Origin of the sequence: Cupriavidus sp. YAF13 (assembly GCF_052113425.1) — a bacterium.
Taxonomy (GTDB): domain Bacteria; phylum Pseudomonadota; class Gammaproteobacteria; order Burkholderiales; family Burkholderiaceae; genus Cupriavidus.
In genome coordinates this window covers 24,718-37,315 of record NZ_JBFRDD010000072.1, presented here as the reverse complement: position 1 = coordinate 37,315, position 12,598 = coordinate 24,718, and the positions used below count along the sequence as shown (strand labels likewise).

Sequence of the window (12,598 nt, the reverse complement as noted above, 5' to 3'; positions counted from 1 at the left end):
CTCTCCCACAAGTGTGGGAGAGGGGAGAAAACCGGCAGGAGAGTCAGAGCATCGATTCGGTGTAGCCGTGATTCCCGCACGAAGGGCGGGAATCACCCCAACGCGATGCGAAGCGAGCCGTCAAGGTGTGCCAAGGCCGTATGGGGCGCCTCGGGATTCGGCGAAAAGAGCGGAAAAGAGGGACCCATGTCTGAGTATCGCCTTAAGGCGATGCGAGTTTGGGTCCCGGCCGCTCTTTTCGCCGAAGCCCGAGGGGGTGTCGCCCCATCCGGCGCGCCTTTTTTGCCTACTTTTTTGGCAAGACAAAAAAGTAGGTCGCCGCCCCGCAGGGGTGGTGAAACTGCAGTTGCCTTTGACCTTGACGTCAATCAGCTGCAGCCGCAACAACCTAACTAACCTCAATCACCCCATTCATCGTCTCGTGCCCCGACCCACAGAAAATATCGCACAGGAACACAAAGCTGCCAGCCACCTTGGGCAAGGCCGAAACCCGCACGACCTTGCCGGGCGGCAAATCCTCCCGAATGCCGAGATCCGGCACGCTAAACCCCATGATCACATCCTGCGCGGTCAGCTCGAACACCACCGGCTCGCCAACCCGCAGCGCAATCCGGTTTGGCGTGAAGACAAACTTGCGCGCATGCACCTTGATCACCCGCGGCGCAGCGGCAGCGCTTTGCAACAGTGGCGTCCCGCCCGCCAGCGCCAGCAAGCAGCACAGCGCCCGCCTGCGGCTGATTCCTTCCCGTCCGATTTCCGACATGACCAACTCCTGATAGCGAGTTCAAAGCGGTTCCAAGCGGCTCAAAGCCAATCCAAGCCGATCAAAGCGACACGGCACGATCCGCTCAACCGTTGACAGGCTTCTCCTCGATCCCGAAATCCCCCGCAGCCCTGCCCGCCTCCACTTCCCGCCAGCCCAATCCCCGATAAGGCTGCGCCGGATCCCACGGCACCGGCAAGCGCTGCGGCTGCGACCCCGCCGCCGGCAACGGGAACATCAGCGAGCGCGCCGCGTGGTGCGCGATATGCCCGGTCATGTGGTGATGCTCCTGGTGGATGTGCCCATAGAACACCGTCACGTTGGGATGCGGCATCAGCCGCTCGATGACCTGCGCGCCGTCCCGGGTGGCCCAGTCCCACTGCGGATACAGGTCGAACAGCGGACGGTGCGTGAACACCACGATGCGCGCCGACTGCGGCTGCTGCGCAAGATCCGCGGCGAGCCAGTCGAGCTGCGCCGCGCCTACCCGCCCGGCAGGATCAGACACGTTGTCCAGCACGATGAAGTGCACGCCCTTGTGGTCGAACACATAATGCGTGGGCCCGAACAGTTCGCGGTAGGCAGCGCCCTGGTCCAGGCTGGCGTCGTGCTCACCCGGCATCAGGTGCACGACCGGCACCTTGAGCGCGGCGATGATCGACTGGAACTCGCGCATGCGCCGGCGGCGCTCGGCGGGGTCATCGGTGGTGTGGGTGAGGTCGCCGGTGAACATCAGGAAATCCGGCGGCTCCGCCAGTGCGTTGACCGCTGCCACCGCCTTGGGCAAGGTCCCGCGCGCGTCGGGATTGGGCGGGCCCTGGAAGCCCCAGTGCGCGTCCGAGAGTTGGACAAAGTAGAACGATTCGTCGCGGCCGGCGGCCCATCCGGGCAATGCCGACACAAACACCGCGCCGCCGGCGCACGCGGCAAGCCCGAGAAAATCGCGCCGCTTCCATGCTCGCTGCATATTGAGCTCCATCGGTTGATCGGATCGACCGGATTGATCGGATCGGTCGGATTGATCCGGTTGCTGGGGACCTGCCTGTCATACCGGCGCGCAAGCGTGTTTATTCCCGTTGCCGGCGATATTTTTTTTGCGTGGTGGTGGTGAGAATCGGGAATAAACTCAGTGCATTTCCGGTATACGCGGCAGAGACGGAATGAACGGGGAAGCGCGCGCGATGCGTCCAACCCGGGCACCGAGCCAAAGGAGTGACGTGAACGCTGCCGACCAGCGCCGCCGTTTCGACGATCTGGTGCTTCCGCACCTCGACGCCGCCTACAACCTGGCCCGCTGGCTGTCGGGCAGCCCCATGGAGGCCGATGACGTGGTGCAGGAAGCCTGCCTGCGGGCTTTCTGCTTTTTTGACAGCTTCCGGGGCGACCAGCCACGCGCGTGGCTGCTGGCGATCGTGCGCAACACGTGGTTCACCGCCTGGCGCAAGCGGCACCAGCCGGGCCAGGCCGAGAGCGCTGACTACGACGATGCGCATTTCGATGGCGAGCCGCTGCCCGGCTGGCAGGATGGCCACGGCGACAGCCCTGAGCAATGGCTGTTGCGCGCCGAGGATATCCGGCTGCTGCATGTGGCGCTGGAGCGACTGCCGCTGGCCTTTCGGGAAGTCCTGGTGCTGCGTGAGCTGGAGGACCTGCCTTATCGCGACATCGCCACCGTCGCGGACATCCCGCTGGGTACCGTGATGTCGCGGCTGGCACGCGCGCGCAAACTGCTGGCGGCGGCGGTGCTCGCCATGCACGCGGAGGACGCGCGCGGCACCGGCACCCAGGGCGGCGCCGACCTTAGCGCGGCAGGCACCCTGTCCAGCGCACCGGCAACGGGCAGGGCCGCCGCGGCAACCGCCATCCACGCCACACCGCCGCAACCTGCAGGGGAGACAGGCCATGAACTGCAATGACGCCCGCCTGCTGCTGCAAGCCAGTGCCGACGGGGAGCTCGGCGCAGGCGATGCTTTGCGCCTTGAGCGGCACCTGGCGCAATGTGCGGCCTGCACCGCGCAGCTCGCGCACCTGCGCGAATTGCGCACCGTATTGCGCGCGCATGCGCCCTACCACCGCGCCGGGCCGGCCCTGCGCGCGCGGCTCGGCACGGCGCTGGACGCAGCCCAGGCCGCGGCCGGCTCGCGCGATGCGGCGGCGCCCTCCGGCAACGGTGGCGCATGGTGGCAACGGATGCGGCGCTATTTCGAATGGGGCCCGGCCGCCAATGCCGCCATGGCCGCGCTGACGGTGGCGACGCTGGGCATTGGCATGGCCCAGTACGCGCTGAGCGATGGCTCCGGGCCGACGGTGGAAGGCGAGATGGTGAGCAGCCACGTGCGCGCACTGATCTCGGGGCACACGATCGATGTCGCCTCATCGGACCGCCACACCGTCAAGCCCTGGTTCAATGGCCGGATCGACTACGCGCCGTCGGTACGGGAACTCGCTGCGCAAGATTTCCCGCTGGTCGGGGGACGGCTCGACTACGTGCACGGGCGGCCGGTGGCGGTGCTGGTCTACCGCCGCAACCAGCACCCCATCGATGTGTTCGTGCTGCCAGCGCGCACGGCGGACAAGCCGGACAGCAAGCCTGCCCTCAACCCCGGCCGTAGCGAGGCGGCGCAGATCGAGTCGCGCCAAGGCTACCAGCTGGCGCTCTGGGAGTCGGACGGCATGCGCTACGCCGCCATCACCGATGCCTCGGCCGACGACCTGCTGCGCTTCACGCAGGCCTGGCGCGCGGCCGGCGACAACCGCGCGCCCTGAGCCCGGCGCCTGGGCTCAGGCCAGCTCAGGCCCGCTCAGGCGAACACGAACGGCAACTGCCGCTGGCGCTTGCCGGTGAGCGTGAACAGCGCGTTGGCCACCGCTGGCGCAATGGCTGGCACGCCCGGCTCGCCCAGCCCGGTGGGCGGATCCTCGGAGGGCACGAAGAACACGTCCACCACCGGCGCATCGGTGATGCGCGGCGGCGGATAGTCGGGGAAGTTGCTGTTCTTCACCGCGCCGTTTTCAATCTCGATGGCAAAGCCCGGCCGCGTCATCGCCAGCCCGAACACGCATGCGCCCTGCACCTGCGCCTCGGCCGACATGGGATTAACCACGCGGTTGGCATGCACCCCGGCCGTCACGCGATGCACATGTGGCTCGTTTTTCACCAGCGACACCTCCACCACATAGGCCACCACCGTGCCGAACGACTCGTGCACCGCCACGCCCCAGGCCTGGCCTTTGGGCAGCTTGCGCTTGCCGTAGCCGGACTTGTCCACCGCCAGCTGCAGCGCCGCGCGATGGCGCGCGTGCTTGCCCGCGTCCAGCCGCGCGAGGCGGTAAGCCACCGGATCCTGCCTGGCATTGACGGCCACTTCGTCGACCAGCGTTTCCTTGACGAAGGCGGTGTGCGTGTTGCCCACCGAGCGCCACCACAGCACCGGCACCGCCACCTGCGGGTGGTGCACCGATAGTTGCAGCGGGAAGCCGTAGTCGTTCTCAACCAGGCCTTCGACCATGGTCGAGTCCACGCCGCCCTTGACCATGAACGCCTCGAACGGCGTGCCGGAGAGGATGGACTGCCCGACCACGGTGTGCTGCCAGCCGAGCACCTGCCCCTGCGCATCGGTGCCGATGCGCGCGCGGTGCACATGCAGCGGCCGGTAGTAGCCGCCGCGGATATCGTCCTCGCGGCTCCACATCACCTTGAGCGGTTCGTCATGCCCGTTCTTGACCCAGGCCAGCAGCACGTTGGCCGCTTCGACCAGGTAGTCGGAGGTGGGCACGGCACGCCGGCCGAACCCGCCGCCCGCCATCATGGTGTTGAGCGTGACCTTGGCCGGCGGCAGCCCGAGCACGCGCCCGATGGCGGCCTGGTCCACGGTCTGGAACTGCGAGCCCACCCATACCTTCACGCTCTGCACCGCTTTGCCCGACACCTCGGCCTGCAAGGTGCAGTTCAGCGGCTCCATCGGCGCATGCGCCAGGTAGGGAAACTCGTAATCCGCCGAGATGGTGCGCGCGGCGCCGGACATGGCGCCCAGGTCAGCCTGCAGCGCCACCGTGCCGGGTTGCGCGGCCAGCGTTCTGTACTGCGCGAACAGGTCCTTGGTGGAAACGCTGGAGCCGCTGTCTTCCCACACGATCTCCAGCGCATCGCGCGCCTGCTTGGCCGGCCAGTAGCCATTGGCCACCACCGCCACGCCGGTGCCGCCGCGATCCACCGGCACCAGCATCACGTCGGCCACGCCCTTGATCGCGCGTGCCTTGTCGGCGTTGAAGGATTTCACCTTGCCGCCAAAGCGCGGCGGGCGTGCCACCACGGCCACCACCATGTTCGTGAGATGCACGTCGATACCGAAGGCGGTGGTAGCCTCCAGCTTGCCGCGCGCGTCCAGCCGGCGCGTGGGCTTGCCGATGAGCTTGAACTGCGCCGGGTTCTTGAGCGTTACCTGCTGCGGCACCGGCAGCGCCATGGCAGCCTGCGCCAACTCGCCAAAGGTAGCGCGATGGCTGCCGGAGGTGACCACGCCCAGCGCCACCTGGCAGCTCGCCGGATCGACCTGCCACTGCGTGGCCGCGGCGGAAACCAGCATGGCGCGGGCGCGCGCGCCCAGCTCGCGGTACTGCTGGAAGGAATGGTTGAGCGCGGTGGAGCCGCCGGTGATCTGCATGCCGAAGGCGGGATCCTTGTACGCATCGCCGGCGGGCGCCAGCGTGGCGCGCACGTTGCGCCAGTCCACGTCAAGCTCTTCGGCCAGCGCCATGGGCAGCGCCGTATGCACGCCCTGGCCGAATTCGAGCCGGTTGACCGCCACCGTGACGGTGTTGTCCGGCGCGATCAGCAGGAACGCCTGCGGCGGTGAAGGCGGGGCCTTGGGCGCCGCGCCTTCCTGCGCCAGCGCGGCCTGGGCTGGCAGGATGCCGAGCGCCAGGCCGCCACCGGCAAAGCCGGTCAGCTTGAGAAAACTGCGGCGGTCCAGCGCGGCGACGCCGCCAGCGTCCGCGTGCCTGCGATTGCCGCCGGCCAGCGCTTCGAGGTATCTGATTCGCATGGTGTCGTCCCCTTAAGCCAGCGCGCGCGCCGCGTCCTTGATGGCCGCGCGGATGCGCTGGTAGGTGCCGCAGCGGCACAGGTTTCCCGCCATGGCCTGGTCGATGTCGGCATCGCTTGGGTGCTTCTTGCTGCGCAACAGCCCGACGGCGCTCATCACCTGGCCGTTCTGGCAATAGCCGCACTGCGCCACGTCGTGCTTGATCCAGGCGTCGAGCACCGCGCGGCCAACCTTGTCGCCGGTAACGCCCTCGATGGTGGTGATGCGCGCGCCCTGCGCCGCCGAGACCGGCGTCACGCAACTGCGCGTGGCCTGGCCGTTCACGTGCACGGTGCATGCGCCGCATGCGGCCATGCCGCAGCCGAACTTGGTGCCGGTCATGCCAAGGCTGTCGCGTAACGCCCACAGCAGGGGCGTGGAAGGATCAACGTCTACCTGCAACGGCTTGCCGTTGATATCTAGCGTGGTCATGGGGGGAGCTCCTTGGGTCTGTTTGCCCTGGTCCGCCCCCGGCGCGTCGCGGCGGTTCGATCCGCCACGCCGCGCCGCCGGCGGCCGGTCAGCAGCGTGTGCCCCAGCCGCGGTGCGCACGCCGTAAAACCTTGTGAGCATAGTGCAAAAAGGGAAGTCGCGTTCGGTGCCGTGCACTGCACCCGAGCGGCCTCAGGCCATGCCTTCCGGCGCGCGGTCGATAAAGCCCGTCATGCTTTGCAGCCGGCCGTCCGCCGCCACCGTCGCGAAGTCGGTGCCGACCACCACGGCTGCCGCACCCGCCGGCGCCGGTTCCCAGGTAAAGCGCAGGTTGCCGCCATGTGCGTCGACCGGCGTCCCGCGCGTAAAGCGCAAACCCGGAAGGCGCGAATGGACAACGGCGATCATGGTGTCGATCCCGGCGTGGCCGTCACCGCGCATGAGCGGGTCGACATAGCTGGCGGACTCGGTCCAGGCGCCGACGATCAGCGCGCGCCGGCGAGCTGCATCGGTTTCGACGCGCTTCGCGCCGGTCCGATATCCGCGCCGATACCCCTCCTCGGCGGGGCAATGCCTGAAACGCCTGTATGACTGGAACGGCAGCGCGCCTGTCCGCCATGGCAGCAGACTGGCCGCCAGGGCCGGTTCCAGCTCGCCGCGGGCCAGGTTCCTACCGCAAAACGGCGTCCGGCGCTAGTCCGAACAGCGGTAACACACCGGGGCTTATTGCCTCGTGATTCCGGYGTATCGCCGCTATATTGATCCATTAAGCTGGGCCGTGCGTGCAACCTGCCCGACGCCCGCCCATCGCCTCAATTTCGAGAACGCAGCTTCAGGCTGACGCCATATGACGCCAGATTTGGATGTCCGCCCCTTGCCCGCCACCTACCCGCGCTGGCAACGCGTGTCGCTATCGGCAATCGCCTTCTTCCTGCTGGCCCTGGCCGGGCTGGCCGTGTCGCGCTACCCCGGAAACGTGGCCATGCTCTGGCTGGCCAACGCTTTCGGCCTCGGCATCTTGCTGCACCAGCGCAGCGGCGATGTGCCCTGGCAGCTGGCGGGGATGCTGGTGGCGGGCTTGGCGGCCAACGCGGCCATGGGCGATAGCCCTGCCATTGCGCTGGCGCTGGCGCTGGGCAACGTCGTCGAGATCGCGTTCTCGGCGTGGCTGGTGCGCGCCATGACCAGCGGCGCCACGCTATCCCGCCCGGGACCGCTGGCGCGCTTCGCGCTGACGCTGGGCGCGGCCAGCACGCTGGGACCGGCGGTGGGCGCCACCATCGGCGCCGCCACCATCAGCACCGCCTACCACAGCGGCTTTGGCGCGGTCTGGTGGACCTGGTGGACGGCGGACTCGATGGGCATCGTCATGCTGCTGCCGCTGATGGTATCGATCACCCGCGAGCGTTTCGCCGACACCTTCCGCCGCGCGCAGCTGCCCCGTTTTGCCGGCCTGCTCCTGCTGAGCCTGGCGGTGGGCGGCGTGGCGCTATATAAGAGCAACGAGCCGTTCGTGGTGATGGCGCTGCCGCTGGTGCTGGCGGCGCTGCTGACCAATCCCTTTGCCACTGCCCTGCTGACGTTGCTGGCCATCTGCGGCACGGTGGCGCTGGGGCTCGTCACCGCATCGCTCGGCGTGGGCGCGAACGAGCCGTTCCTGCTGCAGTCGGTGCAGCTGTCGACCACGCTGGTCATGGTGTTCCCGATCTGCATCGCCTTCCTGCTGGAGCAGAACCGGCGTGACCGCAGCGAGCTGCGCGGCAGCGAGCGGCGCTTTCGCCAGGCCATGGAGCATTCGGCCATCGGCATGGCGCTGGTGGGGCTGGACGGCCGCTGGCTGCAGGTCAACCGCGCCATCTGCGACCTGTTTGGCTATGATGCCGCCGAGCTGGCGGAGCTGCCCTTCCCGACCATCACCCACCCGGACGATCTCGCCCCCGACCTGCACCAGGTCGAGCGCCTGCTGGCCGGCGAGATCGAGTCGTACCGGATAGAAAAGCGCTTCCGCCACAAGGACGGCCACTATCGCTGGACCTTGCTGGCCGTCTCCCTGGTGCACGACGAGAACACCGGCAAGCCGCTGCATTTCATCTCGCAGGTGGAAGACATCGACGAGCGCAAGGCCGCGCTGGAAAAGCTCGAGGCGCTGTCGCGCCGCACCCAGCTGGCGGTGGAAGCCGGCGGCGTAGGCATCTGGGAATGGGACGTTGCCAGCGGCGCGATCGAGTGGGACGCGCGCATGCATGCGCTGCACGGCGTCGATCCTGCCCTGGGCGCGCCGGACATCAAGCGCTGGACGGCCATGGTGCATCCGGACGATGTCGAGCAGGCAAGCACCGAGATGCGCGAGGCGGTGCGCGGCACGCGCACCTTCGATACCGAATACCGCATCCAGCGCCCCGACGGCGCGGTGCGCCACATCCGCGCCATGGCCATGGTGCTGCGCCAGGACGATGACACCGCGGTGTCCATGATCGGCACCAACTGGGACATCACCGAACAGCGCCGCCTCACCGAGGCGCTGTTCGAAGAGAAGGAACGCCTGCATATCACGCTGCGCTCGATCGGCGATGCGGTGATCTGCACCGACGCCACCATGGGCGTCACCTTCATGAACCCGATCGCCGAGCAGCTCACCGGCTGGACCATGCAGGCGGCTGCCGGCCAGCCGCTCGAATCCATCTTCCGCATCGTCGACGAGCATACCAACGCGCCGATCCCCAGCCCGGTGGAACAGTGCCTGCTGACCTTGCGCCCGGTCTACCTGCAGGACGGCGCGGTGCTGCAAAGCCTGACCGGCGACCGCCATGACGTGCAGGACTCCGCCGCCCCGGTGCGCACGGCTACCGGCGAGGTCATCGGCGCGGTGCTGGTGTTCCAGGACATCACCGGCGCCCGCGCGCTGCAGCGCGAGCTGGCCCATTCGGCCTCGCACGATGCGCTCACCGGCCTGCCCAACCGCATCTGGTTCGAGAAGCGGCTGCGCGAGGCCTGCGACGCTGCGCGCATGCAGCAACAGCATCACGCGCTGTGCTTCATCGACCTGGACCGCTTCAAGATCGTCAACGACACGGCCGGGCATGCCGCGGGCGACGTACTGCTGCGCGAGCTCGGCCACGTGATCCGCTACCACGTGCGCCCGGACGACCTGCTCGCCCGCCTGGGCGGCGACGAATTCGCGCTGCTGCTCATGGACTGCACGGTGGACCAGGCCGAGCGCGTGTGCCAGAAGATCATCGATGCCATCCGCAGCCAGCGTTTCCCGTGGGAAGGGCGGGTCTACGATGTGGGCGCGAGCATCGGCATTACCGCGATCGACCACGAAACACCGCCGATGGGCGAGCTGATGAGCCGCGCCGACGTAGCCTGCTACGCCGCCAAGGCGGCCGGGCGCAGCCGCGTCTCGGTGTACCGGCGCGACGAAAGCGATGCGCAGCGCCACCACCAGGAGCTGCAGGTTGCCGCCGGCATCCACTCGGCGCTGGATGCGAACCGCTTCCGCCTGTTCGCGCAGGAGATCCGCGCGCTGCAGGAGCACAACCAGGCCGACCGCCATATCGAGATCCTGGTGCGCATGGTCGACGAGCAAGGCAAGCTGGTGATGCCGGGCGCGTTCATCCCAGCCGCCGAGCGCTATGACCTGATGGGCCATGTGGACCGCTGGGTGATCCACCACGTGCTGCACGAATTCGGCGAGCGCCTGGCCGCGGTGCCCAGGCTCACGGTCGCCATCAACCTGTCGGCCAATTCGCTGGGCGAGCCGTTCCTGCTGCCGTTCCTGCACGCCGAGCTGTACGACTCCGTGCTGCCCGCCAGCCGCATCCAGCTGGAGATCACCGAGACCGCGCTGATCAACAACATGGCGGCGGCCAATCGCCTGGTGACCGAGATGCGCAGCGCTGGCTGCACCGTGGCGCTCGACGATTTTGGGGCGGGCTTGTCATCGTTCTCCTATCTCAAGCAGTTTCCGGTGGACTATCTCAAGATCGACGGGAGCTTTATCCGCCACCTGGCCGGCAGCGCGGTGGACCGCGAGATCGTCAGCTCGATCAACGATATCGGCCATCGCCTGGGCATGCTGACCGTGGCCGAATCCGTGGAAGACGAGGAAACGCTGCAGGCCTTGCGCTCGCTTGGCGTGGACTATGCCCAGGGGTATGTGATCGGGCGGCCGATGCCGCTGGAACTGTTCCTGGAGAGTTGCCCGACCCTGCCGGTGGACAACGCCTGAGTCACCTGGCGTGCATGGCTGGCGGCGGCGTGCGCCGCCGCCAGCCATGCCCCTTGCATCACACGCTGTCGCCCGCACGGGCGACAGTTCCGCTTTCCGCCCCGCCGCCCGTTCGGAAAACCGAACGCCCTATCGCCATGCCCGCACGGAAATCCGAACCGTGCGTCGAGCGCACATTAATTTCTCCTTGTTTTTCAGTGGCTTAGGCAGCTTCGGCTTGGCCTTTGGCCTGGCACGCCTCGTGCAATGTATGCGCGGCCCCAAGCGGCCATACAGGTCGACGGTTGGCCCCCCCCGTGCCGGCCCGGACCCAAAACAATGGAGGAAACAATGATCGACCCCGCCTTGCTGACCTTGCCCACCACACCGGTGGGCGCCGGGCACACGCTGCCCATGCCCGTTCGGCATTGATCCGGCATTGATCTGGATTGATTTCGGAATGATTCCGGAATTGAACAGGCACTGATCTTCCCGGCTGAGGCCGCATGGCGCTGTCCCGACGACGGCAACGCCATGCCAGAAGGCTGCCAGCCCCCCGCAAAACAGCCGTCCGGCCATTGGCCGGGCGCATCGGCCCGACTTCTGATGAAACTGAACCGACTGCCCACCCTGATTTTCATTGCGATGCTGCTTGGCGTGCTGGCCGGCACGGCCGCCCACCATTACGCGCCGGACCCCGCCGCCGCCAAGTCCATCGCCGACCACCTGTCCATCCTGACCGATGTGTTCCTGCGCATGATCAAGATGATCATCGGGCCGCTGGTGTTCGCCACCCTGGTTGGCGGCATCGCCAGCATGGGCGACGGCAAGGCCGTTGGCCGCATCGGCATGAAGGCGATGGCATGGTTCATCGCCGCGTCCATCACCTCGCTGCTGCTGGGCCTGGTGATGGCCAACCTGCTGCGCCCGGGCGAAGGCATGAACCTGGCGCTGCCGGCGGCGGACGCTGCCTCCAATCTGAAGACCGGGGCGCTGAACCTGCGCGACTTCATTGCGCACATGTTCCCCAAGAGCTTCGTCGAAGCCATGGCCACCAATGAGATCCTGCAGATCGTGGTGTTCTCGCTGTTCTTCGGCTTTGCGCTGGGCACGCTCAAGGACGGCATCGGCAAACCCGTGCTGGCCGGCATCGAAGGCCTGTCGCACGTGATGCTGAAGATCACCAACTATGTGATGGCCTTCGCGCCGGTCGGCGTGTTCGGCGCRGTCGCCGCGGTGATCACCGCCGAAGGCCTGGGCGTGCTGGTGGTGTACGCCAAGCTGCTGGGCGCTGTCTACCTGTCGCTGGCGCTGCTGTGGGTGGCGCTGATCGCCGGTGGCTACTTCTTCCTCGGCCGCGATGTGTTCCGCCTGCTCAAGATGGTGCGCGCCCCGCTGATGATCGGCTTCGCCACCGCCAGCAGCGAATCGGCATACCCCAAGGTGATCGAGCAGCTCGGCCGCTTTGGCGTCAAGGAGCGCATCACGGGCTTCGTGCTGCCGCTGGGCTACTCGTTCAACCTGGACGGCTCGATCATGTACACGTCCTTCGCCGCGCTGTTCGTGGCGCAGGTGTACGGCATCCACCTGTCGCTCACGCAGCAGGTGACCATGCTGCTGGTGCTGCTGGTCACCAGCAAGGGCATTGCCGGCGTGCCGCGCGCCTCGCTGGTGGTGGTGGCCGCGGTGCTGCCGATGTTTGGCCTGCCCGAGGCCGGCATCCTGCTGGTGCTGGGCATCGACCACGTGCTGGACATGGGCCGTACCGTAACCAATGTGCTTGGCAACGCCATTGCCACAACCGTCGTCGCCAAAAGCGAAGGCGCCATCGGCGCGCCGGTGCCCGAAGAAGCGGATGACACCGCTGCCGACGGCAACCGCGGCCTGACACCCGTTCAGGTCCTGGCCGGCAAGTAACACTGCCAGCGCGCCAAGGCCCGGCCACCGATCAGGTGGCCGGGCCTTTTTTTGTTTCCGGGGGCCGGAAAACCGTGATGTGGTAAAAGACGGGGTCGCCGCGGTGCCGCCATCGCACAATGTGCACATTGGCGCTCCTACCCCTACTCTTACCCCTTTGCACGATGCACTTTTGCTGGCGCCTGCAGTCTT

General features: G+C 67.4%; 9 protein-coding genes. 4 read left to right on the top strand and 5 right to left on the bottom strand.

What is annotated here, in order from left to right; genetic code table 11:
- Positions 1-388: 388 nt before the first annotated feature.
- Both AB4061_RS36245 and AB4061_RS36240 read right to left on the bottom strand, forming a co-directional pair.
- Positions 389-763 (bottom strand): cupredoxin domain-containing protein, encoded by a 375-nt coding sequence (locus tag AB4061_RS36245; RefSeq protein WP_441640949.1) that lies wholly within the window; start codon positions 761-763, stop codon positions 389-391.
- An 85-nt stretch (positions 764-848) separates the two neighbouring features.
- Positions 849-1,730, bottom strand: coding sequence for a metallophosphoesterase family protein (locus AB4061_RS36240; RefSeq protein ID WP_441640948.1), 882 nt, complete (start codon positions 1,728-1,730; stop codon positions 849-851).
- A gap of 214 nt (positions 1,731-1,944) precedes the next feature.
- Here AB4061_RS36240 and AB4061_RS36235 point away from each other — a divergent pair, with 214 nt between their 5' ends.
- Both AB4061_RS36235 and AB4061_RS36230 read left to right on the top strand, forming a co-directional pair.
- Positions 1,945-2,679, top strand: a complete 735-nt coding sequence (locus AB4061_RS36235; protein WP_441640950.1) for an RNA polymerase sigma factor — start codon at positions 1,945-1,947, stop codon at positions 2,677-2,679.
- Positions 2,666-3,529 carry an anti-sigma factor family protein gene (locus AB4061_RS36230; RefSeq protein WP_441640947.1) on the top strand — a complete coding sequence of 288 codons (864 nt, stop codon included), beginning with the start codon at positions 2,666-2,668 and terminating at the stop codon, positions 3,527-3,529. The genes AB4061_RS36235 and AB4061_RS36230 overlap by 14 nt, the downstream gene beginning before the upstream one ends.
- A 35-nt stretch (positions 3,530-3,564) precedes the next feature.
- Here the strand turns inward: AB4061_RS36230 and AB4061_RS36225 are convergent, their stop codons facing one another.
- The 3 genes from AB4061_RS36225 to AB4061_RS36215 all read right to left on the bottom strand — a co-directional run bounded on the left by AB4061_RS36225 (position 3,565) and on the right by AB4061_RS36215 (position 6,687).
- Positions 3,565-5,808 carry a molybdopterin cofactor-binding domain-containing protein gene (locus tag AB4061_RS36225; protein WP_441640946.1) on the bottom strand — a complete coding sequence of 748 codons (2,244 nt, stop codon included), beginning with the start codon at positions 5,806-5,808 and terminating at the stop codon, positions 3,565-3,567.
- Between the two features lie 12 nt (positions 5,809-5,820).
- Positions 5,821-6,279 carry a (2Fe-2S)-binding protein gene (locus AB4061_RS36220; protein WP_150988428.1) on the bottom strand — a complete coding sequence of 153 codons (459 nt, stop codon included), beginning with the start codon at positions 6,277-6,279 and terminating at the stop codon, positions 5,821-5,823.
- A gap of 192 nt (positions 6,280-6,471) precedes the next feature.
- Positions 6,472-6,687: a hypothetical protein gene (locus AB4061_RS36215; protein ID WP_441640945.1), complete on the bottom strand. Its 216-nt coding sequence runs from the start codon at positions 6,685-6,687 to the stop codon at positions 6,472-6,474.
- Positions 6,688-7,126: 439 nt separating this feature from the next.
- Here AB4061_RS36215 and AB4061_RS36210 point away from each other — a divergent pair, with 439 nt between their 5' ends.
- Complete coding sequence (locus AB4061_RS36210; RefSeq protein ID WP_441640944.1) at positions 7,127-10,510, top strand: diguanylate cyclase; 3,384 nt, start codon at positions 7,127-7,129, stop codon at positions 10,508-10,510.
- Between the two features lie 585 nt (positions 10,511-11,095).
- Complete coding sequence (locus AB4061_RS36205) at positions 11,096-12,406, top strand: dicarboxylate/amino acid:cation symporter (RefSeq protein ID WP_441640943.1); 1,311 nt, start codon at positions 11,096-11,098, stop codon at positions 12,404-12,406.
- Positions 12,407-12,598 lie beyond the last annotated feature (192 nt).

Excerpts from the sequence above, each read along its gene's own strand:
- AB4061_RS36245 (WP_441640949.1), bottom strand. The coding sequence starts at position 763 with ATGTCGGAAATCGGACGGGAAGGAATCAGCCGCAGGCGGGCGCTGTGC.
- AB4061_RS36240 (WP_441640948.1), bottom strand. The coding sequence starts at position 1,730 with ATGCAGCGAGCATGGAAGCGGCGCGATTTTCTCGGGCTTGCCGCGTGC.
- AB4061_RS36235 (WP_441640950.1), top strand. The coding sequence starts at position 1,945 with ATGCGTCCAACCCGGGCACCGAGCCAAAGGAGTGACGTGAACGCTGCC.
- AB4061_RS36230 (WP_441640947.1), top strand. The coding sequence starts at position 2,666 with ATGAACTGCAATGACGCCCGCCTGCTGCTGCAAGCCAGTGCCGACGGG.
- AB4061_RS36225 (WP_441640946.1), bottom strand. The coding sequence starts at position 5,808 with ATGCGAATCAGATACCTCGAAGCGCTGGCCGGCGGCAATCGCAGGCAC.
- AB4061_RS36220 (WP_150988428.1), bottom strand. The coding sequence starts at position 6,279 with ATGACCACGCTAGATATCAACGGCAAGCCGTTGCAGGTAGACGTTGAT.
- AB4061_RS36215 (WP_441640945.1), bottom strand. The coding sequence starts at position 6,687 with ATGATCGCCGTTGTCCATTCGCGCCTTCCGGGTTTGCGCTTTACGCGC.
- AB4061_RS36210 (WP_441640944.1), top strand. The coding sequence starts at position 7,127 with ATGACGCCAGATTTGGATGTCCGCCCCTTGCCCGCCACCTACCCGCGC.